Below are 23,527 nucleotides of genomic sequence, written 5' to 3' on the forward strand. Positions count from 1 at the left end.
ACCGGTGGCGGCGCGGAAGACTGCGCCGGGTGGTCGACCCTGTCCCGGCACCCGGCGCCGTCCCGCGCCCGCTGGTCTTCTCCGTCTGGCTCGCGGTCGCGCTCGGCCCGCTGAACTCGGCGATGATCGCCGTCGCGCTGGTGGACATCCAGCGCGACTTCGGCGTGTCGGCGAACGAGGTGACGATCCTCATCTCGACCTTCTACATCGGGTCGATCGTCGCCTACGCGACGATGGGCCGTCTCGCCGACCTCGCCGGCGCGCGGCGCGTCTTCCTCACGGGCCTGGTGATCCTCGGGGTCGTCGGCGTGCTGTCGCCGTTCGCGCCGAGCCTCGGCTGGCTCGCGGCGTCGCGCGTCGCGCTGGCGCTCGGCACGTCGGCGGCGTTCCCGGCGGGCCTCGCGCTCATCCGCCGCGCCGCCGCGGGCGGTCCCCCGCCCTCGTCGGCGCTCGGCGGCGTGATGATCGCCGCGGCGGTGACGACCGCGTTCGGCCCGGTGCTCGGCGGCCTGCTCACCCAGGGCTTCGGCTGGGAGGCCATCTTCTTCGTCAACGTCCCGTGCGTCGCCGTCGCGCTGGCGCTGTCGCTGCGTGCGCTGCCGCCCGACGACGTCGACGGCTCGCTGCGCCAGATCGCGCGCGGGATCGACTGGTGGGGGATCGCGCTGTTCGCGGCGACGATGACCGCGCTGATGGTCTTCATCCTCACGGCCGACGACGGCGTGGCGTGGGCCCTGCTCGCGGCCGCCACGGTCGCCGGCGCGCTCCTCTACATCCGCGAGCGCCGCGCGCGCACGCCGTTCATCGACACCGAGGTCGTCCGCGACCGGCCGCTTGCCGCCGTCTTCGCCCAGTACGCCGCGGTGAACCTCGTCTTCTACGCGACGTTCTACGCGGTGCCGCAGTGGCTCGAGCAGGTGCGCGGCTACCAGCCGGGCGAGGTCGGGCTGATCATGCTGACGATCGCGGGGATGGGCGTGCTCGTCACGCCGATCGGCTCGCGCGTCACCGCGCGGCGCGGGCCGCGCCCGATCCTCCTCGTCGGCGGCATCACGCTCGTCGCGGGCACCGCCCTGCTGCTGACGCTCGACGAGTCCACCCCGCTCATCGCGATGCTCGCCGTGCTCGTCGTGATGGGCATCCCGAACGGGTCGAACAACATCGGCCTCCAGCAGCTGCTCTACGAGCGGTCGACCGGCGAGCACCAGGGCGCCGCCGCCGGGTTCTTCCAGACCTCGCGCTACACGGCCGCGATCCTCTCGACCGCGCTCATGGGCGCGGTCCTCGGCGACGCCGCGACGACGGAGGGCCTGCACGACCTCGCGCTCATCGCGACGCCCGTCGCCGCCCTCGTGCTCTTCGGCGGCCTTGCCGCGCGAAGCGAGCGCCGAGCGCCCGGCGCTTGACGATCCGGAACCGGGACGAAAGACGCATTGCCAGCGCGTTGGCGGCCCGGGACGATCGTCCCCGACCCGTCGCGTGCCCTCTGCGAAGCCCCCCATCGCGAAGAGCTCGGACCTCCTGGCCTCCGCCGGGGCGGCGCTGGCGGGCGGCCGCTGGGCCGAGGCGCGCGATCTCTACGCCCGCAGCCTCGACGAGCAGGAGAGCCCCGACGCGCTCGAGGGCCTCGCGTTCGCCTCCTGGTGGCTCGACGACGTCGCGACGGCGATCGATGCGCGCGAGCGCGCGTACGCCCTGCGCCGCGCGCGCGGCGACACGATCGAGGCCGCCCGCACCGCCGCGTTCCTCGCCTGGGACCACGGCGCGATGCGCGGCAACAACGCGGTGGCGAGCGGCTGGCTGCAGCTCGCCCATCGGCTCGTCTCCGACCGCGAGCCGTCGGCCGAGCGCGCCTGGCTCGCCCTCATCGAGGCGTCGTTCCACCTCGACACGGACCCGCGCGAGGTGCTGCGGCTGAGCACCGTCGCGGGCGAGCACGCCGCCGCGCTCGGCGCCGTCGACATCGAGATGACGGCGCGGACGCTGCGCGGCCTCGCGCTCGTCAGCCTCGGCGACGTCGCGGCCGGGCAGCGGCTGCTCGACGAGGGCACCGCAGCGGCGACGGGCGGCGAGCTGCGCGACCCGATCGCGATCGGCTCGTGCTGCTGCAACATGATCATCGCCTGCGAACGCGCGCGGGACTTCGACCGCGCCGCGCAGTGGTGCGAGCGGCTCGAGGCGGTCTGCGAGCGCACCGGCCAGCGGCCGCTGCTCGCCCTCTGCCGCGCCCACCACGGGACGGTGATGATGGCCCGCGGCGCGTGGGACGACGCGGACGCCGACCTCAGCTGGGCCGCCGGCGAGCTGTCGACGCTGCGCCCGCCGCTCGCGCGGTACGCGCGCGCCCGCCTCGCCCAGCTGCGCGCCCGGCAGGGCCGGACCGCCGAGGCGCGCGCGCTGCTCGCCCGCGCGCGCGGCCACGTTCTCGTGCCGCTCGTGGAGGCGGAGCTGGCATTCGCGGAAAGCGACGCGTCGGCTGCGCTCGGCTACGCGGAGCGCTACCTGCGCCACCTCGGCGCCGCCAACGCGACCGTCTTCGACGACGACCATGCCGCGGCCGTCTTCGACGGCACGCAGAGGGCGGTGCCACCGATCGAGGGCGCCGCGGCGCTCGAGCTGCTCGTCCCGATCCATCTCCGCCTGGGCGACGAACGCGCGGCGCGCGACGCCCATGCCGATCTCGCGGCGATCGCCGGCGCGGTCCGGACCGCCCATCTCCGGGCCGCGGAGCGCCGCGCCGCCGCCCGGATCGAGGCGGCGGCGGGCGATCCCGACGCCGCCTGCCGCACGCTGCAGGAGGCGATCGATCTCCTCGACGCGCTGCCCGCGCCGTACGAGGCGGCGCAGGCGCGGTCGGAGATGGCGCGGCTGCTCGCCGGGCGCGACGGCGCGGGCGGGCTCACCCGGCGCGAGCTCGAGGTGCTCCGGCTCGTCGCCGCCGGCCTGTCCAACGCGCAGATCGCCGAGCGCCTCGTGGTCAGCGAGCACACCGTGCACCGCCACCTCGCGAACGTCTACGCGAAGCTGCGCGTCTCGTCGCGCGCCGCCGCGGTGGCGGTGGCCGCCGAGCGCGAGCTGCTCGCCGCGCGCTAACGGTCCTTCGCGTAGGTGCTCGCCCCGTACCAGTCGACGACCACCACCGGCTCGTCGCCGAGGACCCATGCGTCGTGGCCCGGCGGCAGCGACGTGATGTCGCCCGGCCCGGCGATCAGCTCCGTCCCGTCGTCCATCTTCACGAGCAGCCGGCCGCTCACGTGGTACTGGAAGTGGGCGACCTCGCAGCTGTCGGTGCCCGCGATGGGCTTGACGTCGTTCGACCAGCGCCAGCCGGGCTGGAGGGTCAGGCGCCCGATGTCGGCGCCGCCGGCCGCGACGATCTCCGCGCGGCCGTGCGGGAACTCCCGGACCTCGTCGGGCGCGTCGAAGCGCCGGTGCTCGAGGGCGTGCGTGTGAGTGCTCATGCGGCCCATCGTCGGGCGATGCGGGTCGCCCCGCATCGCCCGAACGGGCCATCTTCCGCGGGCTAGGCGGCGGCCAGCGCCGCCTCGTCCACGTACGTCTCGCCGGCGTCGGCCTTCGCGACCAGCGACGCGGGCGGCTCGAACCGCTCGCCGTACTGCGCGGCCAGCTCGCGGGCGCGGTCGACGAAGCCGGCGACGCCCCTGTTGCCGGGGTGGTGGGCGGGACGGTATCCGTTGATGTACTGGAACACGCCGCCGGACCAGCCGGGGAACCCGATGCCGAGGATCGACCCGATGTTGCCGTCGGCGATCGTCTCGATGACGCCCTCGTCGAGGCACTTGACCGACTCGATCGCCTCCGCGAAGAGCATCCGCTCCTCGAGGTCCTGCAGCGAGATCGTCGCCGGGTCCACGGTGACGGGGAACGCCTCGCGCAGGCCCTTCCACAGGCCCGTGCGCTTGCCGCTCTCGTCGTACTCGTAGAAGCCCTTGCCGCGCAGGCGACCCGCGCGGCCGAGCTCGTCGACCATCTTGTCGATGACCTGCTCGGCCGGGTGGCCGGTCCACGTCCCGCCGTCGCCCTCGACGGCGGCCTTCGACGCGTTGCGGATCTTCTGCATGAGCTCCATGTTCAGCTCGTCGCTGAGCTGGAGCACCGGGGCCGGGTAGCCGGCCTGCGAGGAGGCCTGCTCGATCGACGGGGCCGGGATGCCCTCGAGGAGCATCGCGATGCCCTCGTTGATGAACGTCCCGATGACGCGCGAGGTGAAGAAGCCGCGCGAGTCGTTCACGACGATCGGCACCTTGCCGATCTGCTTCGAGAAGTCGAGCGCCTTGAACAGCGTCTCCTCGGTCGTCTCCTCGCCCTTGATGATCTCCAGCAGCGGCATCTTGTCCACCGGGCTGAAGAAGTGCAGGCCGATGAAGTCGGCCGGGCGGGACACGAACGCGGCGAGCGACGTGATCGGCAGCGTCGAGGTGTTCGAGCCGAGCACCGCGTCATCGGCGACGTGCGGCTCGATCTCGTTCCAGACCTGCTCCTTGACCTTCGGGTCCTCGAAGACGGCCTCGATGACGAGGTCGGCCCCGGCGGCGTCCGCGGCGTCGTCCGTCGGCGTGATCCGCGCGAGCAGGGCGTCGCCCTTCTCCTGCGTGACCTTGCCGCGCTCGACGCCCTTGGCGACGAGCTTCTCGGAGTAGCCCTTGCCGCGCTCGGCCGCCTCACGCGAGACGTCCTTGAGCACGACCTCGAGGCCGGCCTTCGCGGACACGTACGCGATCGCGGCGCCCATCATGCCCGCGCCGAGGACGACGACCTTCTTGGCCGCGTACGGCTCGCTGCCCTCCGGCCGCGGGCGGTTGTTGACCGCCTGCATGTCGAAGAAGAACGCCTGGATCATGTTCTTCGCGACCTGGCCCTTGGCGAGGTCGACGAAGTAGCGGCCCTCGATCTCGAGCGCGTTGTCGAAGTCGACCTGCGCGCCCTCGACCGCGACGGCCATGATCGCCTTCGGCGCCGGGTAGTTCGCGCCCTTCAGCTGCTTGCGGAGGTTCGCCGGGAACGCCGGCAGGTTCATCGCGAGCTTCGGGTTCGACGGCGTGCCGCCGGGGATCTTGTGGCCCTTGACGTCCCACGGCTGCTGCGCCTCGGGGTTCGCCTTGATCCACGCCTTCGCCGCGGGCACGAGGTCGTCGCGCGTGGCGACGATCTCGTCGACGACGCCGAGCTCCTTGGCCTTGGCGGGCTTGAGCCGCTGGCCCTGCAGCAGCAGCTGCATGAGCGCGTCGACGATGCCGAGCATGCGGACCGACCGCACGACGCCGCCGGCGCCGGGCAGGAGGCCGAGCTGGACCTCGGGGAACCCGACGACGGCCTTCGAGTCGTCGACCACGATGCGGTGATGCGTCGCCAGCGCGATCTCGAAGCCACCGCCGAGCGCCGCGCCGTTGATGGCGGCGACGACCGGCTTGCCGAGCGTCTCGAGGCGCCGCAGGACGGCCTTGCCCTCGCGGACGAAGCCCTCGAACTCGGCGGCGTTCTCCGGCGTGACCTTCTTGAGGTCGTTGAGGTCGCCGCCCGCGAAGAAGGTCTTCTTCGCGCTCGTGATGACGACGCCGGTGATCGAGTCCTTCTCCGCCTCGAGCCGGTCGACCGCGTTGCGGATCGACTCGGCGTAGGCGGCGTTCATCGTGTTCGCCGACTGCTCGGGGTCGTCGAGGATCAGGTTGACGATCCCGTCCTCGTCCTGCTCCCAGCGGATGGTGTTGCGCTCCGCCATGACTAGATCGCCTCCACGACGGTGGCGATGCCCATGCCGCCGCCGACGCAGAGCGTGGCGAGGCCGTAACGGCCGCCGGTGCGGTGCAGCTCCTCGATGAGCGTGCCGAGGATCATGCCGCCGGTCGCGCCGAGCGGATGGCCCATGGCGATGGCGCCGCCGTTGACGTTGACCTTCTCCATGTCGAGGTCCATGTCGCGCACGAAGCGCAGGACCACGGCGGCGAAGGCCTCGTTGATCTCGACGAGGTCGAGGTCGTCCTTGGAGATGCCCGCCTTCGCGAGCGCCTTCTTCGAGGCGGGCGCCGGGCCGGTGAGCATGATCGTCGGGTCGGCGCCGGAGACGGCGGTCGCGAGGATGCGCGCCTTCGGCGTCAGGCCGAGCTCCTTGCCGGTCTGCTCGTTGCCGATCGCCAGCAGCGAGGCGCCGTCGACGATGCCCGAGCTGTTGCCCGGCGTGTGGACGTGCTCGATCTTCTCGATCCAGTGGTACTTCTGCAGCGCCACCGCGTCGAAGCCGCCCATCTCGCCCATGACCTGGAACGACGGCTTGAGCTTGCCGAGCGTCTCGACGGTCGTGCCCTTGCGGATGAACTCGTCGTGGTCGAGCACGACGTTGTCGTTGAGGTCCTTCACCGGGACGACGGCGCTGGCGAACTTGCCGGCCTCCTGCGCGGCGGCGGCCCGCTCCTGCGAGCGCGCGGCGTACGCGTCGACGTCCTCGCGGCTGAACTCCTCGACGGTGGCGATGAGGTCGGCGCTGATGCCCTGCGGGACGAACGACGTGTCGTAGTTCGTCTCGGGGTCCATGGCCCAGGCGCCGCCGTCGGAGCCCATCGGCACGCGCGACATCGACTCGACGCCGCCGGCGAAGACGAGGTCCTCCCAGCCTGAGGCGACCTTCTGGGCGCCGATGTTGACGGCCTCGAGGCCGGAGGCGCAGAAGCGGTTGAGCTGGACGCCGGCGACGGTGTCGGGCAGGCCGGCCTTGATCGCCGCGGTCTTGGCGATGTCGGCGCCCTGGTCGCCCACCGGCGAGACGCAGCCCAGCACGACGTCGTCGACGCGCTTGGGATCGAGGTTCTCGTTGCGGATGAGCATCTCGTGCATCAGCCCGACCACGAGGTCCACCGGCTTGGTGGTGTGGAGCGAGCCGTTGCTCTTGCCCTTGCCCCGCGGGGTGCGGATCGCGTCGAAGACCAACGCGTCGGTTGCGGACATGAGGTTCCTTGCAGTCGTCGTTGCAGGACGGAGGAGCCGGAGGCTACCAAGAAGAAGCAGCGCTGCTTCTTTGTTACCGTGCCGCCCGTGGCCATCTCCCCGCGCAGCGCCGCCGTCGAGCCCAAGCAGGCGCGCGCGCACGAGACGCGCCGCCGCCTGCTCACCGCCGCCGTCGACGAGCTGCTGGAGCACGGCTACGTCGGCCTGAGCACCTCGGGCGTCGCCCGCCGCGCCGGCGTCTCGCGCGGCGCGCAGCAGAACTACTTCCCGCACAAGTCCACGCTCGTGATGGAGGCGGTGCGCCACCTCGCCAAGCTGCAGCGCGAGGCGCTGCAGGAGACGGTCGCCGCCGTCCCGCGCGGGCGCGCGCGGGTGCAGTCGGGCCTCGACGCGCTGTTCGCCGCGTACAGCGGGCCGCTGTTCGCCGCCGTCGTCGAGCTGTCGCTGGCGGCGCGCGACGATCCCGAGCTGCACGAGGTCATCACGGCCGAGGAGCGCGAGACGTCGCGAGCGATGGCGTTGACCGCCACGGCGATCTTCGGCGAGGAGTTCCCCGAGTCGCGAGAGGCCACGGAGCGGTGGGCGCTCGTCCTCAGCACGATCCGCGGCCTCGCGCTGCTGCGGTTGCTCGGGCATCCGCCCGCGTCGGTCGACCGCCAGTGGTCGGCGACGCGGCGGCAGCTGCTCGAGCTGCTCGGCTAAATCGCCTCCCCCCGGTCGTCGCGGCGGCGTACGATCCCGCGGATGCCGGTTCTCGTCCACGCGCGTCTCCACGGCCTCGCCGGCCGGCTCGACGAGCTCCGCGCGCTGCTCGCCGACCACGCGTCGCAGCTCCGAGAGGCATCGGGCGCCCTTGGCGCGGCCGCCTACGAGAGCCTCGGCGGCGAGCCGGGCGAGTTCGTGCTCGACGCCTGGTGGGACGACGAGGGCGCCCTGCGCGCGCACTACGCCACGCCGGAGTACGCGAGCTACGCCCAGCGCGTCAACGACCTCCTCGCCCGCCCGAGCGACGTCACGATCCACGAGATCTCCCGCTCGTACCGCCCGGTCGGCGACCTCGCCGCCGACCCGACGCGGCAGGACTAGGCGATCAGCATCGCCTCCAGCGCCGGGTAGAGCGCGCGCTGGTCGTCAGGCAGCGCGGCCTTCACGCTGCGGGTGAAGTCGTCGACGATCGCCTCGGGCTCGCCGGCCTCGAGGGCGTCGAGCGCGGCGGCGGCGACCCGCTCGGGCGCGACCTTGTCGACCTCGAGCCGCGAGGTCAGGTCGGTGTCGACCCAGCCGACGTGGACGCCGACGACCTCGGTGCCCTGCTGCTTGAGCTCCAGGCGCGCGGCGTTCGTGTACGACCACGCCGCCGCCTTCGTCGCCGCGTACGTGGCGACGATCGGGATCCCGACCCAGGAGGCGACGGAGAGGACGTTGACGAACGCGCCGCCGCCGTTCGCGGCGAGCACCGGCGCGAACGCGCGGGTCATCGAGATGAGCGAGAGGTAGTTGACCTCCAGCTCGGCGCGCGCGTCGTCGACCTCCGCCGCCAGCGGGGTCGCGGCATGGGCGATCCCGGCGTTGTTGACGACTAGGTCGACGTCGCCGAGCTCTTGGGCGACCGCGGCGACGCGGTCGGCATCGGTGACGTCCAGCGCCACCGGGACGACGCGCTGATCGGTGATCGATCCGACGTCGCGGACGGCCGCGTAGACCTTCCCGGCGCCGCGGTCGAGCAGCTCATCGGCGAACGCCTTGCCGATGCCGCGGTTGGCGCCCGTGACGAGCGCGGTGGAGCCTTCGATCCTCATGGAGCCTCGGTTCGGATGGGTGGGTCGGTGAACTTGCGGAGCTGGCGGGCGACGAGGACGAGCTCGCCGGCGGGCGTCCACAGCTCGCCGTCCTCGATCGCGTAGCCGTCGCCGGTCGCGACGTTGGTGAAGACGCCGAGCAGCCACGGGCTCGCGGCCGCCGCAGCGACGTCGGTGAAGTGGACGGCGAGGTCGATGGTCGGCATCGGGACGTAGGCGTCGAGTGCGCCGAAGAGCGCGGGGACGGCGCCGTCGGCGAGCACGAGCGCCGCGAGCGCGTCGACCGGCCGGTCCTCGGTGAGCCGCATCCACACGGCGATCCGCGGATCCGAGCCGCCGGACAGCGGAAGCGGCGGCGCGGCCGGGCGGTGCTCGATGCCTAGGCCCCGGCTGCCGGGCACCAGCTCCGCCAGCAGCGGCGCGCTCTCCTCCGGGCCGGGAACGCCGGGCATCGCCCGGTCGAGGCGGTCCGGTCCGGGCCGGTCGCGCCCGAACGTCGCCGCCGTCGTGACGACGGCCGCCCCGTCCTGCCCGAGCCGAGCGGTCGCCGTGGCGACGTTCCGCCCGATCGCTCCGACGCCGGCGGAGACGTGCACCGGCCCATCGCCGACGGGCGCCACGAACGTCGCGCTCACCGTCCGCGGAAGGAGCTCCGAGACACCGAGCTCCTCGGTCATCGCCTGCAGCGCGATCGCGGCGAGATGCCCGCCATGCGCGCCGCCGAACCCGCGGAGACCATCAATCCGCGCGGTCCCGTCGGCGGAGACCGCGATGTGGCGGTCGAGCGCCCACGCCGCTGGCGGCGTTGCCGGCATCGCCGGCCGGAGGGTGGCGGCCGCGCCGCTCATCCTTCCGCCCCCACCGCGACGGGCTCCCGCACCGTGACCCTCTCGCGGCGCGGCCGGAGGAGGACGATCGCGAACGCGGCGGCCGCGGCCGAGACGGCGGCGATCACCGTCCACCCCGTCTGGAACGCGTCCTGCGCCTCCGCCGGGGAGCCGGGGGTTCCGAGGATCGCGACGAGGACCGCGACGCCGATCGCCATGCCGACCTGGCGGAGCATGTTGACCACTGCCGATCCGGTCGCGAAGGCGGACGGCGGCAGGGACGCGGCGGCGGTCGCCATGAGCGTCGGCAACGTCAGGCCGACGCCGACGCCGGTGAGCACCATGCCGCCGACGACGCTGCCGAGGTAGTCGGGCGTGGTCTGCGCGGCGAGGGTCCACCAGACGAAGCCGGCGCCGAAGAGGCTCGTGCCGGCGGCGACGACGGGCGCGGGGCCGAAGCGCGCGATCAGGCGGCCGGCGACGAGGAAGGAGAACAGGGGCACCAGCGCCGGGCCGGGCGCGATCGCGAGCCCCGCCTTGAGCGCCGACCAGCCCCAGACGTCCTGCAGCCACAGGACGATCGACAGCAGCATCGCGCCGAACGCGACGGCGAAGAGCGTCATCACGACCGACGCCCCGGTGAACGACCGGATCCGGAAGAGCGACGGGTCGACGAGCGGCGAGCGCGCCGTCCGGCAGTGGGCGACGAACGCGGCGAGCGCGACGAGCGACGCGGCGAGAGTCGAGACGGTCGCGGGCGAGGCCCAGCCCCAGTCGCCGCCCTGCACCAGGCCGAGCGTCAGCCCCGCGACGCCCGCGGTCAGCAGCACGGCGCCGAGCGCGTCCGGCCGCGGCACGGGATGGCCCGGCACGACGGGAAGTCGCCGCCAGCCGATCGCCAACGCGGCGAGACCGAGCGGGACGTTGACGAGGAAGACCCAGCGCCAGCTCGCCGCCACCAGCAGACCGCCGACGACCGGGCCGAACGCCGCGGCCGCACCGCCCACCGCGGTCCACGCACGGACGGAGCCGTGGCGCCGCTCGGGCGAGGCGGTCGCGAGCACGAGGCTCAGCGACGTCGGCGTCAGCAGTGCGGCGCCGGCCGCCTGCACGACGCGGAACGCGACGAGCATCTCGACGCTCGTCGCCGCGGCGCACGCGGCGGATGCAGCGGTGAAGATCGCGAGCCCGAGGAGGAACCCCTGCTCGCGACGACGCCGCTCCGACAGCCGGCCGAGCAGCACGAGCAGCGAGGCGTAGACGATCGCGTAGGCGTTCAGCACCCACGAGAGGCTCGTCAGCGAGCCGTCGAGCTCCCGCGCCATGTCCGGCAGCGCGACGTTGACGATGAAGAGATCGAGGCTCGCGAGCACGAACCCGGAGCACACGATCAGCAGGACGAGAGTCGGTGACGCGTCGGCGCGCCGAAGGTGGCTTAGGGATCTCATAGCCAGGTACCGTACAGACCTCTGGCTAAGACATCAAGAAGTCAGCTAGGATGTGCCGCGTGAGCACCGCGATCTCCATGGCCGGCCGGCTCGAGCCCCGCGACAGCTGGGTCGCCGACAACTGCCCGCTCGCCCGCGCGCTCGACGTCGTCCGGACCAAGTCGGCGATGCTCGTCCTCCGCGAGGCCTTCTACGGCGCGACGCGCTTCGACGAGTTCGTCGCGCGCTCCCGCGTCAGCGAGCCCGTCGTCGCCGCCCGGCTGCGCGAGCTCGTCGCCGACGGCCTGCTCGAGCGCGTGCCGTACCGCGACGAGGGCCAGCGCACGCGCCAGGGGTACGCGCTCACCGAGAAGGGCACCGACCTGCTCCCCGCGCTCGTCGCGCTCATGCAGTGGGCCGACCGCTGGCTCGGCGAGCAGTCCAGCGGCGTCCGCCTCGAGCACCGCGACTGCGGCGCCCCCATCGGCGCCGAGCTCCGCTGCACCGAGGGCCACGCCGTCGGCGAAGGCGACCTCCAGCTCGCGATCGACCGCGACTCCGAGCGCTCACCCCACCGCCGCCGCAAGACGGCCTGACGCCGGGCAGCGGTTAAAGAGAGCGGGCCGCACCTGTTCGGCGCGGCCCGCGGGGAGGAGAGTCACTACTGGATGGGTGCCGAGGATCTTGGCGGTCGGCGACTCAGAAGTCCAAGACGACTTTCCTCTGAGATCAATAAGCTGGCGTGATGGATCTGCGGCAGCTCGAGTACCTCGTCGCCGTCGCCGACGAGCTGCACTTCACGCGGGCGGCCGAGCGCGTTCACGTCGCCCAGCCCGCGCTGTCGCAGCAGATCCGCAGGCTCGAGGAGGAGCTCGGGCTGCCGCTGCTGACGCGGACGACGAGAAGGGTCCAGCTGACGGAGGCCGGCGAGCTGCTGGTCGCACGGGCCCGGCGGGCGCTCGCCGAGGTCGACGCCGCCCGCGCGGACCTCGCCGACCTCGCCGGCGTGCGGGCCGGACGGCTGGTGATCGGGGCGATGCAGTCGCTCGGGCCCGTCGACCTCTCGGCGCTGCTCAGCGCGTTCCACGGTCGCCACCCCGGCGTCGACCTCACCGTGCGCGAGGAGGTGAGCGACCCGCTGACGCGGATGGTGCTCGAAGACGTCGTCGACCTCGCGTTCGTGTCGCTCGCCGAGACCGAGCCCGCGGAGGCGCTCGCGCGGACGACGCTCGTCGACGAGCCGCTCGTGGCCGTCGTCGCGGCCGATCACCCGCTCGCGAAGCGCAAGAGCGTCCGGCTGGCGGACCTGCGCGACGAGCCGTTCATCACCTTCCGCGAAGGCGCGGGCCTGCGGCGCATCCTGCTCAACGCGGCCGCCGAGGTGGGCTTCGCGCCGCAGATCGCCTTCGAGTCCAACAACGTCGTGCGCTGCCGCGCGCTCGCCTCCCGCGGCCTCGGCGTCACGGTCCTGCCGGTCTCCGAGATGCCGTCCGGGGAGGAGCCCGTGGGCCGGGAGACGCCGACGAAGGGCGGCGCCGTCGCCGTCCTCCCGATCACCGAACCCGAGCTCACCCGGGACGTGACCCTCGTCTGGAGGGAGAGCCGCCACCACTCGCCCGCGGCCAGGGCCTTCCTCGCCCTGGCGAACGACACCCGGCCGACCTGGCGGTGAGGCGAGGGGCCGGCCTCCCGGCCCCCGAGCCGGCGCTAGGCCGCGCGGACGAGGACCTTCGCGGCGAGCGCGTCGAGCGAGCGCGACGACACGCCGCCGGCGCGCAGGTACGCGTGGACGCCGCCGTGCTCGTCCCGGATGTGCGCGAGCGTGTCGCGCAGGAGCGGGCCGGGGGCGGAGAGCATCGCCTCGGCGCCCGGCGAGCGCGCGTCCTCGGGTGTGAAGAGGCCCTGCTCGAGCATGCGCCGCCGCAGAAGATCGGCGGGCGGCGCCGCGGTCTCGTAGTGGCGCACCACCTCGTCCTCCGGGACGCCGAGCGCGGTCTGCCACAGCGCCGTGAGGATCCCGGTGCGGTCCTTGCCCGCCGCGCACCCGTACGCGACCGGCGCGTCGGCGGCGATCAGCGAGATCGCGCGGCCGAGATCGCCGACGTGGTGGTCGACGACCATGCGGTAGATCTCGCGCTGGCCCTCGCGGGCCGACGCGGCATCGGGCGCGCGGTGGACCTTCTCCGCGACCTCCCTCGCCCCCGCGACGTCGATCGGGATCCAGACGTACGAGACGCCCGTGCGCGCCGCCCAGCCCTCGATGAGCGACCGGTCCTCCTTCCGGCCGCGCATGTCGATGATCGTCCCGACGCCGGTGGCGTCCAGCTGCTGCTCGGTGACGAGGTCGCCCGCGACCCGGAGCAGCTGGTTGCGCCGGATCGAGCCCCCGCCCGGGATGGCGATGCCGCCGGCGTCGGTGATCATGCAACCCAGACTAGGGGCGCTTCACGGAGGCGATCCTGAACGGTTCGATCGGCGTGCCACCCTGCTTGTCGAACTGGGAGTTCACGACGAGCAGACGGCTGCCCACCAGCGCACCGGTGGTCGGGAACTGGAAGAGCGGGCTCGTCGTCTGCCCCACGAGCCGGCCGCGCCGCAGCCTGCCGTCCAGCCGGACCTCGGCGATCAGCTCCTGCGCGTTGCGGATGACGTAGAGCGTCCGCCCGCGCAGCACGAGGCCATCGCCGTTCGTCAGCGCCGTGCCGACTGGCACCGCGCGCTGCGCGCCCGTGTCGGTGTTCAGCAGCTGCAGCGTGCCGTCGTTCGTGTCGACGAAGAGCACGAGGTCCTCGCCCACGGCGACGATGCCGTTCGCGTTGAACCCGCTGGCGTTGCCCTGGTCGTAGGCGACCTGACGCGTCGTGCCATCGGGAGCGATGACGACGAGGAACGGCCGCAGCGAGTCGGTGACGACGATGTCCCCGTCCTTCTCGACCGCGACGTCGTTCAGGAAGCCGCCGGCTCCCGTGTCGACCTTGCGCAGCAGCGCCTTCGTGGCGAGGTCGTAGATCCACACCGAACCGGTGGGACCGCCGGCGATGATCAGCCGGCCCTTGTTGACCTCCAGACCGACCGCAGTCGTGCGGCCGTCCGCGCCGCCGGGCAGGAAGACCTCGGCCGCGGCCTGCTTGGTCGAACCACGGAAGATCGTGCCGTCGGTCGTGGACGAGACGTAGAACGTCTTGCCCTGCACGGCGACGCCCTCCGGGAACACGTTGGTCCCGGGCAGCGTGTACGTCGCCGTCTTCGGCTTGGGCTTGGCGACCGCGACCGCGATGCCGGTCGAAGCGAGCGCGAGCGCAAGAAGGCCCGCAAGCAGCCTGAGCTTCTTCATGCCCTACTTCGTACCAGCTGCCGCAAGGAGCTCGTCCCTGGAGGCCAGCTTGGCACGTGGGCGCTGCTCGCTGCGGCCGCGCTCGAGCTCGGCGGCGTCGATCGCCCGCCAGCCGTCGACCGTCACCAGATCAGGGCTGCGCTCGGCCAGGAGCGCATCGAGCGCGTCGCGCCCGGGCTGCTCCGGCGCGGGGAGCGTCCCCGCCCGCAGGTCCTCGATCAGGCAGCCGACGGTCTCCTCGGCGTCGCGCTTGTTCGTGCCGAGGATCCCGGTCGGGCCGCGCTTGATCCAGCCGACGGTGTAGACGCCGGGGACCGGGTCGCCGTCGGGGGTGCGGACGCGGCCGCGCTCGTTGGGCAGCACGGCGTAGCGCTCGTCGAACGGGACGTCGGGCAGCGGAACGGCGCGGTAGCCGACCGACCGCAGCACGAGGCCGCACTCGATCGTCTCGGTCCCGTCGCCGGCGGCGCGGGCGCGCAGGGCGCCGCTGTCGTCGCGCACGATCTCGTTGCGCTGCACCTCGATCGACTCGGCCTTCCCGTCGCCGTGGATCGCGACCGGCGAGACCAGGAAGCGCAGGTGGATGCGGCGCGTTGCGCCCTCCTTCGGCGGCCGGGCGGCGAACTCGCGCAGCAGCTGGACGTTCTTGCGCGCGGTGAACGTGCCCTCTTCGTCGAGCCACGCCTGCGAGACGGGGTCGAGCTCGACGTCGGCCGGATCGATGACCAGCTCGACGCCGTCCATGTTCCCCAGCTCGCGCAGCTCGGTGCTCGTGAACGCCGCCTGGGCGGGCCCGCGGCGGCCGAGCACGACGACCTCCTCGATGCTGCTGGAGCGCAGCACCTCGAGGGCGTGGTCCGCGACGTCGGTGCGCTGCAGCTCGTCCGCGCTGCGGGTCAGCAGCCGCACGACGTCGGCCGCGACGTTCCCGTTGCCGATGACGACCGCGCGCTTGGCCGTGAGGTCGAAGTCGAGGGTGCGGAAGTCCGGATGGCCGTTGTACCAGGCGACGAACTCGGTGGCGGGCCAGCTGCCGGGCAGCTCCTCGCCGGGGATGCCGAGCGACTTGTCGGTCTGCGCGCCGGTCGCGTAGACGACCGCGGTGTAGTGGCGCAGCAGCTCGGCGTGGGTGATGTCCGTGCCGACCTCGACGTTCGCGAGCAGGCGGACGCCGCGGCCGAACGTCTCGCGGTCGAAGCGGTCCGCCAGGCGCTTGATCTCCTGGTGGTCGGGCGCGACGCCGCCGCGCAGCAGGCCCCACGGGGTGGGGAGCCGCTCGATGAGGTCGATCTCGACGTCGCCGTAGGCGCGCTTGAGCGTCGCCGCGGTGAAGGCCCCCGCGGGGCCGGCGCCGACGATGGCGACGCGTGGTCGCACGCCCGGCATCACGCCGCCGTCCGCTCGGCGGTGCCCTGCTCGGCGAAGAACTCGGCGTTCAGCTCCAGCGCGTAGGCGTGCTTCTCGGGGACGGCGAAGTCGGCGAAGATCGCGTCGACGGGGCACGCGTCGACGCACGCGTCGCAGTCGATGCAGACCTCGGGATCGATGTAGAGCTGCTCCGCGGTCTCGAAGTCGGGGGCGTCCCGCTTCGGATGGATGCAGTCGACTGGACAGACCTCCACGCAGGAGTCGTCCTTGATGCAGGAACCGGTGATGACGTACGTCATGGACGCCGACAGACTACGAACCCTTGAACGCCGAGTGCGTTTCGGGCATTTCGCCCGGTTGTCGTCAGCGCCTACGGACGCGCACCTTCCGGGTCTTCGTGGTCGCGTTCTTCGCCGCGTCGAAGAGCGTCGCCGAGAGCGTGGCGCTGCGGGCGCTGCGGCCGCGCAGGAGCCGGCGCAGCGCCGCCTTCTGCCGCCGGGTCGGCGTCAGACGCACGCTGCGCTTCCCGGCCGCCGCCCTCAGCGTCCGGCTCGCGATCGTCGTCCGGCCGATCTTCAGCCGCAGCGGCCCCGAGCACGCCTCATCGCACGTGACCGTCACCGTCAGGCCGCGCTTCAGCAGCGCCGCCAGCCGGATCGACGCCGCCGCGCCCAGCGATGCGACGGGCGCGGTGACATCGACGACCGGCGGCGGAGGCTGCTGCGTAGGCGGCTGCTGCTGCGTTGCCGGCTCGTCGTCGTCGGTGATGGTGACCGTGACGGCGTTCGGCGAGAGCACCGGCGTCCCGTCTGCCTTCGAGAGCACGACGGTGAACGTCTCGTCGGGCTCGTCGGCGGTGTCCTGCGTGATCATGATCGAGAGCGTCTTCGGGGTGGAGTCGTTCGCCGCGAACGCGACGGTCCCGGACTTCGTCTCGTAGTCGAGCCCGCTCGCCGAGCCCGGGACGGTCGTCCAGTTCGCGTTGATCGCCGTCACCGTGCCGAGCCGCGAGACCGGCAGGTCGATGCTCCCCGCCCCCTCGCTCACCGTCACCGCCGTGCTGTCGAAGTGCAGCGGCACCGGCGCGCGGATGGTGAACCCGACGAGGCCCTCGAACAGCTTCCCGGCGTCCGTCAGCGTGCCGTTGGCGAGGTTCAGGCGGTAGAGGTGGTCGCCGTCGGCCACGGGCAGCGCCGCCCACGCCGTGCCCGACGAGTCGATGTCCATGTCGGCGGTCGCGCCGGACGTCAGCGTCTGCGAGAGGTCGGCGAGCTTCGTCAGGACCCCGCCGTTCGGCGACGGCGTGCCGTCGACCCCGCCGATGCGCATGAGGTCGCTGGAGCTCTCGTCGATCGCGAAGAGGGTCGTCGGCGTCCCCGGCGCGCCCGGCGCCACCGGCAGGTTCCGGTCGTATGCGACGGCGACGACGGACTCGACGCTCGCCGGGTTGTCGAGGTTCGTGTCCGTCCCCGCGAGCGAGCCGTCGTTCGGGTTCAGGCGGAAGTTCTGATCGGACGTGTTCACGACGCGCAGGCGGTCGGCCGCCGGGTTGAAGTCGGACCCGTAGCTGGCGTCATCGGCGCCGCCGCCGATCGGGTTCCCCAGCTGCGTGGCCACGGCCGTCGCCGGGTCGAGCGTGTACTGCCGCAGCGTGTCCGGGTTCGCGTCGGCGGGCGGGTCGACCGCGCCGAGCATGTGCAGCTGCCCGTTCGCCGGGCGGGCGTCGAGCCCGATGATCCGCTCGTTCGCCTGCAGCCCCGTGATCGGCCGGTAGGAGAACGTGCCGGGGCTGTCGGTGTCGAAGAGGACCAGGTACCGCGACGCGGTGACGCCGGCGGCGGGAACCGCGTGGGCGGAGGCGACCGGGAGCGCGGCGCTCGTGAGGAGCGCGGCGAGGAGAAGGCGACGCATGTGACGATCCTCGCGAGGTCGGCGCGCCGCATGCAAGCCCTCTCCCGGCCGCGGCCGCTCTACGCGCGGCTCACGAGCTCCTCGACCCACGGGCCGGTCATCTGCCTCGTCGCGACGTTGATCCGGTTCCACGTGTTGATCTGCGCGATCGACAGGACGAGCGCGGCGAGCTGGGCCTCGTCGTAGTGGCGGGCGGCCTCGTCCCACACCTCGTCGGAGACGGGGTCCGGGCGGTCGGCGAGCCGGGTCACCGCCTCCGCCAGCGCGAGCGCGGCGCGCTCGGCGTCGGTGAAGTACGGCGCCTCGCGCCACGCGCCGACCAGGAAGATGCGCTCGTCGGGCTCCCCGAGCGCCTTGAGCGCGCGGGAGTGGATGTCGACGCAGCCGCTGCAGCCGTTGATCTGGCCGGCCCGCAGCTTGATCAACTCGTGCGTCGCCACCGGCACGCCGGCGTGCTGGCTCGCGCGGTCGAGGGCCATCAGGGCCTCCATCGCCCCGGGGACGGTGCGGACGGGGTTGTCGATTCGGGATCGCATGGGGTGTCCTCCATGGAGTCGCAGGTCGTTCGACCTCAAGACAGGACGCGGAGCGCGGGTGTGACAGCGCAAGCCGGGGGCTGTCACAGCGCCGGCGGCCGCCTTGTCTGGATGGGTGCATGGCGAACCATCGAGACAAGGAGCCAACGATGCGAGTGTTCGTGGCAGGAGCGACGGGAGCGATCGGCCGGCAGCTGGTGCCGCGCCTGGTCGCCGCAGGCCATGAGGTCCACGGCATGACGCGCAGCGAGTCGAAGCGGGCGCTGCTCTCGGAGCTGGGCGCCGTGCCGGTGGTCGCCGACGCGCTGGACCCGGAGCAGGTGGCCGAGGCGGTGGCCCGCGCGCAGCCCGACGTGATCGTGCATCAGCTCACCGCGATCGGTGACATCGACACGCGGCACATGGAGCGCGCCTTCGCCGCGACGAACCGTCTGCGGATCGACGGCACGGACCATCTGCTCTCCGCCGGACAGGCGGTCGGCGTGCAGCGGTTCGTCGCGCAGAGCAACGTCGCCCTGTACGCCCGCACCGGCGCGCGGATCAAGGGCGAGGACGACCCGTTCGACCCCTCGCCGGCCGCGCCGATGCGTGCCAACCTGGAGGCGATGCGTCACCTCGAGACGGCGGTGCTCGGAGCGCGTTGGACGGAGGGGATCGTGCTGCGCTACGGCTTCTTCTACGGGCCGGGAACGGGGATGGCGCCCGGCGAGGAGCAGCTCGAGCTCATCCGCAAGCGCAAGTTCCCGGTCGTCGGCGACGGCGGGGCCGTGTGGTCGTTCATCCACGTCGCCGACGCCGCCGAGGCGACGGTCGCGGCGATCGAGCACGGCCGGCGCGGCGTCTACAACGTGGTCGACGACGACCCCGCGCCGGTCGCGAAGTGGCTGCCGGCGGTGGCCGAGCAGCTCGGCGCGAAGAAGCCGATGCGCGTGCCGCGGTTCATCGGGCGGCTGTTCGCCGGCGAGGCCGGCGTGGTGCTGATGACCGAGATCCCCGGCGCCTCCAACGCCAAGGCCAAGCGGGAGCTCGCATGGCGCCCGGCGCACCCGAGCTGGCGGCAGGGGCTGGCGGTCGCATGACCGAGCGCGAGCAGCTGCTCGACGAGCTGCGGCCGGTCGCGTTCGCCATCGCCTACCGCATGCTCGGCAGCGTCTCCGAAGCCGAGGACGTGGTGCAGGAGGCGCTGCTGCGCGTCCACCGGTCGCTCGACGAGGGCGAGCCGATCGCCTCCCCGCGCGCGTTCACCGCGACCGTGACGACCCGGCTGGCGATCAACGAGCTCCGCTCGGCGCGCGCCCGCCGCGAGCGCTACGTCGGCGAGTGGCTCCCAGAGCCGATCATCACCGACGACCGCGACGACCCGGCCCGGCACGCCGAGACCGCCGACTCGCTGTCGGTGGCGATGCTGGTGCTGCTGGAGAGCCTCTCGCCCGAGCAGCGAGCGGTGCTGCTCCTCCACGACGTGTTCGACTACGGCTACCCGGAGATCGCGGCGATCGTCGGCAAGAGCGAGGCCAACGTGCGTCAGCTCGCCACCCGCGCCCGGCGCCACGTCGCCCAGCGCCGGCCGCGCTTCCAGACGACGCGCGAGCACCAGGACGAGCTGGCCGCACGCTTCTTCGACGCCGCCCAGCGCGGCGACCTGGCGGGGCTCGAGGCCCTGCTCGCCCACGACGTGGAGCTGACCGGCGACGGCGGCGGCAAGGTCCCGGCGATCACGCGGCGGGTCATCGGGCGCAGCCGCGTGGCGCGGACGCTGATGACCTGGGTGCGGGCCAATCGCATGTCCGGCCTCGTCATCCGCCGGGCCGAGGTCAACGGCGGCCCCGGTGCGCTGTACCTCGACGCGCAGGAGCGGCTGATCGCGGTCGTGGCGCTCGAGATCTCCGGCGACTCGATCACGGGCATCAACTCGGTCGTCAACCCCGAGAAGCTGGCTCACCTCGGTCCGGTCGGCGATCTCCGCGCGGTGCTGCGAGCGCGGGGCTGAGGTCCCTCAGACGACGCTGAGCACGACGGCTGACGCGCCGGTCAGCGCGAGGACGGCCAGCGAGAGCCTTCGGTGCAGATCGGACGTCAGCCGCCGCGACCAGGTGCGGCCGGCGAGCAGCGCGGCGCTCGCCCCGACCGCGACGGGCACGACCGCCGCGTCCAGCTCGAGCAGGCCGCCCGCCGCGAGGATCGCGAGCCCGGCGATACCGGAGACGAGGAACAGCACGGCGAGCGTGTCCTGCAGCGCGCGGACCGAGAGGCGCAGCGGGCTCAGCGACAGCACGAGCGGCGGCCCGTTCAGCCCGGTGCTCGTCGTCATCGCCCCGCTCAGGAGACCGCCGACCGCGAGCCGCCGGCCGGGCGACGTCACCGGCTCTTCGGGCGGGCGGCGCAGGTGCAGCGCGCAGCTGACGAGCACCGCGAGCCCGACGAGGATCCGCAGCGCGCGATCGGGCGCGGCGGACAGGACGACCGCGCCCGCGATCGCGCCCGGCACCGCCCACGCGAGCAGGCGCCGAGCGGGGCCGCCGGCGACCTCCGGGCGCCCACGCCCCGCGAGCGTCGCGACGTTCAGCGCGACGCCGAGCACCGTGAGCGCGGAGATCCCGCGAACGGGCCCGAGCGCCGCGATCACCGGCGGCGCCGCGACGAGCGCGAAGCCGAAGCCGATCGTGCCCTGGACCGACGCGCCCGCCAGGACGGCGATGACCGCCGCGGCCGTCAGCGCTTCGGCAGCGCCTTCGCCACGAGCTGCGCGATGACGCGGTAGCCGCTGCGGCGGGCGTGGATGTCGCCGTACTGGCAGTACCAGGTGAGCTGGCAGACCTTCGCGACCGGCATAGGCAGGCTGCCGTAGGGCGCCAGCGTCGTCATGGCGTCCATCGAGCCGTAGGCGCCGGTCGCGGCGGTGACGTCGACGAACTTCCCCTTGCCCTTCGCGTACGACTCCTTCAGCGCGGGGTTGATGAGCGCCTTGAAAGCGATCGTCGAGAGGCCGGCGAGCTGCTTGCCGCCGTCGCTCTTCAGCCACTCGCCGAGGATCACGTCGGGGTACGTCGTGCCGACGATGACCGGCCGCGGGCCCGCCGCCTTGCGCAGCCGCGTCACGAGCTTCGTGACGTTCTCCTTGATCGACGTCGTCGCGGTCCCGACGCACGGGACCGGATCGGCCTCGCGCGCGCAGGCGGTGACGTCGTTGCCGCCGATCGACACGGTGATGAGCGCGACCCGGCTGCGGTTCGCCTTGACGAACTTCTCCGCGGCCGCGATCTGCGTCGTCTTGTCGTACGCGATGCCGCCGGGGCCGAGCGCGCGCGCCGGGCACCCGACGCGCTCGAGGATCGACGTCGTCGTCGCGCCGCCGCATCCGAAGTTCACGAGCTTGAGCTTGTACCCGCGCGGCTTCGCGAGCCCCGGCACCTGGTAGGCGAAGCCGTTGCCGGTGTTGCTGCCGACGCCCACGCCGGACGGCTCGTAGCCCGAGGCGTAGGAGTCGCCGAGCGAGACGTACAGCTGCTGCTTCGCGACCGCGAGACCGGGCAGCGCGAGCACGCAGAGGACCAGGGAGATGAGGAGCTTGGCGGTGCGCATCAGCTGAGCAGCAGCTCACAGTACCCGTCGGCGATCTCCTCGGGGGAGAGCCGCCCGCGCGGCCGGTACCACTGCGCGGTGTGGTTGACCATCCCGAGCAGCGCCGACAGCGCGAGCCGGCGGTCGACCCCGCCGTCGCCGGCGTCGTCGAGCAGCCCCTCGACCAGGCGCTCGAACCGCTTGCGGCTCGCGCGCACGCCGCGCCACTGGTCGCCGTGCTCGATGACGTGGCGCTCCTGCTGGAAGACGAGCATGTGGTCGCGATGCTCGACGACGTGGGCGACCCAGAGCCGGACGAGCGCGCGCAGCTGCTCCTCGGGCGGGCCGCCCCCGGCGAGCAGCGCCTCGGCCTGCTCGAGCAGCGGGTCCATCAGCTCGTCGCAGATGGCGATGAGCAGCTGCTCCTTGCCCTTGAAGTAGTGGTACAGCCCGCCGGCGGCGATGCCGAGGTCGTCGGCGAGCTGCTGCATCGACGTCTGGTCGTAGCCGCGCTGCGCGAAGACGCGCGCCGCCTCGAGCACGACGGCGGCGCGCCGCTGGTCGTAGCGCTCGCGCAGCGCGGGTCGGGTCGGACGCGTCGCCATCTGGCCGTCGAGACTACCGAATGGCGATTCGAACTTCGAACGCTCATTCGGTATCGTGCCCGCCATGCTCTTCGACCTGGACGACGACACCCAGCTCCTGCAGCGCACCGTGCGCGAGTTCGCCGTGGGCGAGGTGGCTCCCGTGGCGGAGGAGCTCGACCGCACCAAGGCGTTCCCCTACGAGATCGTCAAGAAGATGGGCGAGCTCGGGTGGATGGGCATCCCGTTCCCCGAGGAGGTCGGCGGGTCCGGCGGCTCGTCGCTGCAGTACGCGATCGCGGTCGAGGAGCTCACGCGGATCGACTCCAGCGTCGCGATCACCATGTGCGCGCACACGTCGCTCGGCACGCAGCCGATCTACCTCTTCGGCAGCGACGAGCAGAAGGAGCGGTACCTCCCCGATCTCCTTGCCGGTCGCAAGCTCGGCGCCTTCGGCCTGACCGAGCCGGAGGCCGGCAGCGACGCCGGCAACGTCCGCACCAAGGCGGCGCTCGACGGCGGCGAGTGGGTCGTCAACGGCGCGAAGCAGTTCATCACCAACGCGGGCACCGACATCTCGGGCCACGTCGCCATCACCGCGCGCACCGGCGAGAACGAGATCTCGAACATCATCATCGAGAAGGACACGCCGGGCTACGAGCAGGGCACGCCGTACCGCAAGATGGGCTGGAACGCGTCCGACACGCGGCCGCTGACCTTCGAGGACTGCCGGGTGCCGGAGGAGAACCTGCTCGGCCCGCGCGGCAACGGCTTCAAGCAGTTCCTCCACATCCTCGACATCGGCCGCATCGGCGTCGCCGCGATGGGCGTCGGCCTTGCGCAGGGCGCGCTCGACGAGGCGCTCAAGTACGCGAAGGAGCGCAAGGCGTTCGGCCAGTCGATCTCGAAGTTCCAGTCGATCCAGGCCAAGCTCGCCGACATCGCCACCGAGATCGAGGCCGCGCGGCTGCTCACCTACAAGGCCGCGGTGCTCAAGGACCAGGGCCGCAACTTCACGCTGACCGCCGCGCAGGCGAAGCTGAAGACCGGCCGCCTCGCCGTCCGCGCGTCCGAGGAGGCCGTGCAGATCCACGGCGGCTACGGCTACATCGAGGAGTACCCGGTGTGCCGCTTCTACCGCGACGCGAAGATCCTCACCATCGGCGAGGGCACCGACGAGGTGCAGCAGATGGTCATCGCCCGCGCGCTGGGGGCCTGAC

Annotated in this window: 24 protein-coding genes; 9 read left to right on the top strand and 15 right to left on the bottom strand. The window is 72.8% G+C overall.

Annotation, left to right across the window (positions count from 1 at the left end):
• Positions 1-29: 29 nt before the first annotated feature.
• A complete protein-coding gene (locus tag AC1UE4_RS13205; protein WP_482917692.1) occupies positions 30-1,406 on the top strand; it encodes an MFS transporter in 1,377 nt (458 codons plus the stop codon).
• Positions 1,407-1,479: 73 nt separating this feature from the next.
• The gene (locus tag AC1UE4_RS13210) at positions 1,480-3,093 is read left to right on the top strand and encodes a LuxR C-terminal-related transcriptional regulator (protein WP_482917693.1); all 1,614 of its coding nucleotides are present in this window, start codon (positions 1,480-1,482) and stop codon (positions 3,091-3,093) included.
• On the opposite strand, the gene AC1UE4_RS13215 is transcribed toward AC1UE4_RS13210, so the two are convergent.
• The 3 genes from AC1UE4_RS13215 to AC1UE4_RS13225 all read right to left on the bottom strand — a co-directional run bounded on the left by AC1UE4_RS13215 (position 3,090) and on the right by AC1UE4_RS13225 (position 6,960).
• Entirely contained in the window at positions 3,090-3,461 is a 372-nt protein-coding gene (locus tag AC1UE4_RS13215) for a cupin domain-containing protein (RefSeq protein WP_482917694.1), read from the bottom strand. The two genes, AC1UE4_RS13210 and AC1UE4_RS13215, sit on opposite strands and share 4 nt — an antisense overlap.
• Before the next feature lie 62 nt (positions 3,462-3,523).
• On the bottom strand, positions 3,524-5,740 hold the full coding sequence (locus AC1UE4_RS13220; protein ID WP_482917695.1) for a 3-hydroxyacyl-CoA dehydrogenase NAD-binding domain-containing protein: 2,217 nt from the start codon (positions 5,738-5,740) through the stop codon (positions 3,524-3,526).
• A 2-nt stretch (positions 5,741-5,742) separates the two neighbouring features.
• Positions 5,743-6,960, bottom strand: a complete 1,218-nt coding sequence (locus AC1UE4_RS13225; protein ID WP_482917696.1) for an acetyl-CoA C-acetyltransferase — start codon at positions 6,958-6,960, stop codon at positions 5,743-5,745.
• 87 nt (positions 6,961-7,047) lie between these two features.
• On the opposite strand from AC1UE4_RS13225, the gene AC1UE4_RS13230 reads away from it, so the two are divergent.
• Both AC1UE4_RS13230 and AC1UE4_RS13235 read left to right on the top strand, forming a co-directional pair.
• Positions 7,048-7,662 (top strand): TetR/AcrR family transcriptional regulator, encoded by a 615-nt coding sequence (locus AC1UE4_RS13230; RefSeq protein WP_482917697.1) that lies wholly within the window; start codon positions 7,048-7,050, stop codon positions 7,660-7,662.
• Positions 7,663-7,704: 42 nt separating this feature from the next.
• Positions 7,705-8,046 (top strand): putative quinol monooxygenase, encoded by a 342-nt coding sequence (locus AC1UE4_RS13235; RefSeq protein ID WP_482917698.1) that lies wholly within the window; start codon positions 7,705-7,707, stop codon positions 8,044-8,046.
• On the opposite strand, the gene AC1UE4_RS13240 is transcribed toward AC1UE4_RS13235, so the two are convergent.
• The 3 genes from AC1UE4_RS13240 to AC1UE4_RS13250 are packed head-to-tail and all read right to left on the bottom strand — an operon-like array spanning position 8,043 to position 10,974.
• A complete protein-coding gene (locus AC1UE4_RS13240; protein WP_482917699.1) occupies positions 8,043-8,759 on the bottom strand; it encodes an SDR family oxidoreductase in 717 nt (238 codons plus the stop codon). The genes AC1UE4_RS13235 and AC1UE4_RS13240 overlap by 4 nt on opposite strands.
• Positions 8,756-9,607 carry an acyl-CoA thioesterase gene (locus tag AC1UE4_RS13245; RefSeq protein WP_482917700.1) on the bottom strand — a complete coding sequence of 284 codons (852 nt, stop codon included), beginning with the start codon at positions 9,605-9,607 and terminating at the stop codon, positions 8,756-8,758. The genes AC1UE4_RS13240 and AC1UE4_RS13245 overlap by 4 nt, the downstream gene beginning before the upstream one ends.
• Positions 9,604-10,974 carry a DHA2 family efflux MFS transporter permease subunit gene (locus AC1UE4_RS13250; protein WP_482917701.1) on the bottom strand — a complete coding sequence of 457 codons (1,371 nt, stop codon included), beginning with the start codon at positions 10,972-10,974 and terminating at the stop codon, positions 9,604-9,606. Before AC1UE4_RS13250 ends, AC1UE4_RS13245 begins: the two co-directional genes overlap by 4 nt.
• Positions 10,975-11,093: 119 nt before the next feature.
• Here AC1UE4_RS13250 and AC1UE4_RS13255 point away from each other — a divergent pair, with 119 nt between their 5' ends.
• Both AC1UE4_RS13255 and AC1UE4_RS13260 read left to right on the top strand, forming a co-directional pair.
• A complete protein-coding gene (locus AC1UE4_RS13255) occupies positions 11,094-11,609 on the top strand; it encodes a winged helix-turn-helix transcriptional regulator (RefSeq protein ID WP_482917702.1) in 516 nt (171 codons plus the stop codon).
• A gap of 149 nt (positions 11,610-11,758) precedes the next feature.
• Entirely contained in the window at positions 11,759-12,685 is a 927-nt protein-coding gene (locus AC1UE4_RS13260) for a LysR family transcriptional regulator (RefSeq protein ID WP_482917703.1), read from the top strand.
• 35 nt (positions 12,686-12,720) lie between these two features.
• Here the strand turns inward: AC1UE4_RS13260 and AC1UE4_RS13265 are convergent, their stop codons facing one another.
• From AC1UE4_RS13265 to AC1UE4_RS13290, 6 genes are all read right to left on the bottom strand, one after another.
• On the bottom strand, positions 12,721-13,437 hold the full coding sequence (locus AC1UE4_RS13265) for a tyrosine-protein phosphatase (protein WP_482917704.1): 717 nt from the start codon (positions 13,435-13,437) through the stop codon (positions 12,721-12,723).
• A 10-nt stretch (positions 13,438-13,447) separates the two neighbouring features.
• Positions 13,448-14,347, bottom strand: coding sequence for an SMP-30/gluconolactonase/LRE family protein (locus AC1UE4_RS13270; RefSeq protein ID WP_482917705.1), 900 nt, complete (start codon positions 14,345-14,347; stop codon positions 13,448-13,450).
• 3 nt (positions 14,348-14,350) lie between these two features.
• Complete coding sequence (locus AC1UE4_RS13275) at positions 14,351-15,724, bottom strand: FAD-dependent oxidoreductase (RefSeq protein WP_482917706.1); 1,374 nt, start codon at positions 15,722-15,724, stop codon at positions 14,351-14,353.
• Positions 15,725-15,732: 8 nt separating this feature from the next.
• Positions 15,733-16,014, bottom strand: coding sequence for a 4Fe-4S dicluster domain-containing protein (locus AC1UE4_RS13280; protein WP_482917707.1), 282 nt, complete (start codon positions 16,012-16,014; stop codon positions 15,733-15,735).
• Between the two features lie 64 nt (positions 16,015-16,078).
• Complete coding sequence (locus tag AC1UE4_RS13285) at positions 16,079-17,626, bottom strand: DUF4394 domain-containing protein (protein ID WP_482917708.1); 1,548 nt, start codon at positions 17,624-17,626, stop codon at positions 16,079-16,081.
• Positions 17,627-17,685: 59 nt separating this feature from the next.
• Positions 17,686-18,162 (bottom strand): carboxymuconolactone decarboxylase family protein, encoded by a 477-nt coding sequence (locus tag AC1UE4_RS13290; protein WP_482917709.1) that lies wholly within the window; start codon positions 18,160-18,162, stop codon positions 17,686-17,688.
• A gap of 149 nt (positions 18,163-18,311) precedes the next feature.
• On the opposite strand from AC1UE4_RS13290, the gene AC1UE4_RS13295 reads away from it, so the two are divergent.
• Both AC1UE4_RS13295 and AC1UE4_RS13300 read left to right on the top strand, forming a co-directional pair.
• Positions 18,312-19,241 (top strand): NAD-dependent epimerase/dehydratase family protein, encoded by a 930-nt coding sequence (locus tag AC1UE4_RS13295; RefSeq protein WP_482917710.1) that lies wholly within the window; start codon positions 18,312-18,314, stop codon positions 19,239-19,241.
• Positions 19,238-20,152: an RNA polymerase sigma-70 factor gene (locus AC1UE4_RS13300; protein ID WP_482917711.1), complete on the top strand. Its 915-nt coding sequence runs from the start codon at positions 19,238-19,240 to the stop codon at positions 20,150-20,152. The genes AC1UE4_RS13295 and AC1UE4_RS13300 overlap by 4 nt, the downstream gene beginning before the upstream one ends.
• Positions 20,153-20,158: 6 nt before the next feature.
• Here AC1UE4_RS13300 and AC1UE4_RS13305 read toward each other — a convergent pair whose 3' ends face one another.
• The 3 genes from AC1UE4_RS13305 to AC1UE4_RS13315 are packed head-to-tail and all read right to left on the bottom strand — an operon-like array spanning position 20,159 to position 22,328.
• Complete coding sequence (locus AC1UE4_RS13305) at positions 20,159-20,977, bottom strand: sulfite exporter TauE/SafE family protein (RefSeq protein ID WP_482918243.1); 819 nt, start codon at positions 20,975-20,977, stop codon at positions 20,159-20,161.
• Positions 20,875-21,744 carry an SGNH/GDSL hydrolase family protein gene (locus AC1UE4_RS13310; protein WP_482917712.1) on the bottom strand — a complete coding sequence of 290 codons (870 nt, stop codon included), beginning with the start codon at positions 21,742-21,744 and terminating at the stop codon, positions 20,875-20,877. Before AC1UE4_RS13310 ends, AC1UE4_RS13305 begins: the two co-directional genes overlap by 103 nt.
• Positions 21,744-22,328 (bottom strand): TetR/AcrR family transcriptional regulator, encoded by a 585-nt coding sequence (locus tag AC1UE4_RS13315; RefSeq protein WP_482917713.1) that lies wholly within the window; start codon positions 22,326-22,328, stop codon positions 21,744-21,746. The genes AC1UE4_RS13310 and AC1UE4_RS13315 overlap by 1 nt, the downstream gene beginning before the upstream one ends.
• A gap of 64 nt (positions 22,329-22,392) precedes the next feature.
• Between AC1UE4_RS13315 and AC1UE4_RS13320 the strand changes: the two genes are divergently transcribed.
• Positions 22,393-23,526, top strand: a complete 1,134-nt coding sequence (locus AC1UE4_RS13320; protein WP_482917714.1) for an acyl-CoA dehydrogenase family protein — start codon at positions 22,393-22,395, stop codon at positions 23,524-23,526.
• Position 23,527 lies beyond the last annotated feature (1 nt).

Source organism: Parviterribacter kavangonensis (genome assembly GCF_056863335.1).

What these genes read in the sequence shown, in the direction of transcription:
- AC1UE4_RS13295 (WP_482917710.1), top strand. Translation starts at nt 18,312, where the DNA reads ATGCGAGTGTTCGTGGCAGGAGCGACGGGAGCGATCGGCCGGCAGCTG.
- AC1UE4_RS13315 (WP_482917713.1), bottom strand. Translation starts at nt 22,328, where the DNA reads ATGGCGACGCGTCCGACCCGACCCGCGCTGCGCGAGCGCTACGACCAG.
- AC1UE4_RS13310 (WP_482917712.1), bottom strand. Translation starts at nt 21,744, where the DNA reads ATGCGCACCGCCAAGCTCCTCATCTCCCTGGTCCTCTGCGTGCTCGCG.
- AC1UE4_RS13320 (WP_482917714.1), top strand. Translation starts at nt 22,393, where the DNA reads ATGCTCTTCGACCTGGACGACGACACCCAGCTCCTGCAGCGCACCGTG.
- AC1UE4_RS13300 (WP_482917711.1), top strand. Translation starts at nt 19,238, where the DNA reads ATGACCGAGCGCGAGCAGCTGCTCGACGAGCTGCGGCCGGTCGCGTTC.
- AC1UE4_RS13280 (WP_482917707.1), bottom strand. Translation starts at nt 16,014, where the DNA reads ATGACGTACGTCATCACCGGTTCCTGCATCAAGGACGACTCCTGCGTG.
- AC1UE4_RS13240 (WP_482917699.1), bottom strand. Translation starts at nt 8,759, where the DNA reads ATGAGGATCGAAGGCTCCACCGCGCTCGTCACGGGCGCCAACCGCGGC.
- AC1UE4_RS13265 (WP_482917704.1), bottom strand. Translation starts at nt 13,437, where the DNA reads ATGATCACCGACGCCGGCGGCATCGCCATCCCGGGCGGGGGCTCGATC.
- AC1UE4_RS13220 (WP_482917695.1), bottom strand. Translation starts at nt 5,740, where the DNA reads ATGGCGGAGCGCAACACCATCCGCTGGGAGCAGGACGAGGACGGGATC.
- AC1UE4_RS13270 (WP_482917705.1), bottom strand. Translation starts at nt 14,347, where the DNA reads ATGAAGAAGCTCAGGCTGCTTGCGGGCCTTCTTGCGCTCGCGCTCGCT.
- AC1UE4_RS13260 (WP_482917703.1), top strand. Translation starts at nt 11,759, where the DNA reads ATGGATCTGCGGCAGCTCGAGTACCTCGTCGCCGTCGCCGACGAGCTG.
- AC1UE4_RS13235 (WP_482917698.1), top strand. Translation starts at nt 7,705, where the DNA reads ATGCCGGTTCTCGTCCACGCGCGTCTCCACGGCCTCGCCGGCCGGCTC.
- AC1UE4_RS13225 (WP_482917696.1), bottom strand. Translation starts at nt 6,960, where the DNA reads ATGTCCGCAACCGACGCGTTGGTCTTCGACGCGATCCGCACCCCGCGG.
- AC1UE4_RS13290 (WP_482917709.1), bottom strand. Translation starts at nt 18,162, where the DNA reads ATGCGATCCCGAATCGACAACCCCGTCCGCACCGTCCCCGGGGCGATG.
- AC1UE4_RS13285 (WP_482917708.1), bottom strand. Translation starts at nt 17,626, where the DNA reads ATGCGTCGCCTTCTCCTCGCCGCGCTCCTCACGAGCGCCGCGCTCCCG.
- AC1UE4_RS13215 (WP_482917694.1), bottom strand. Translation starts at nt 3,461, where the DNA reads ATGAGCACTCACACGCACGCCCTCGAGCACCGGCGCTTCGACGCGCCC.
- AC1UE4_RS13245 (WP_482917700.1), bottom strand. Translation starts at nt 9,607, where the DNA reads ATGAGCGGCGCGGCCGCCACCCTCCGGCCGGCGATGCCGGCAACGCCG.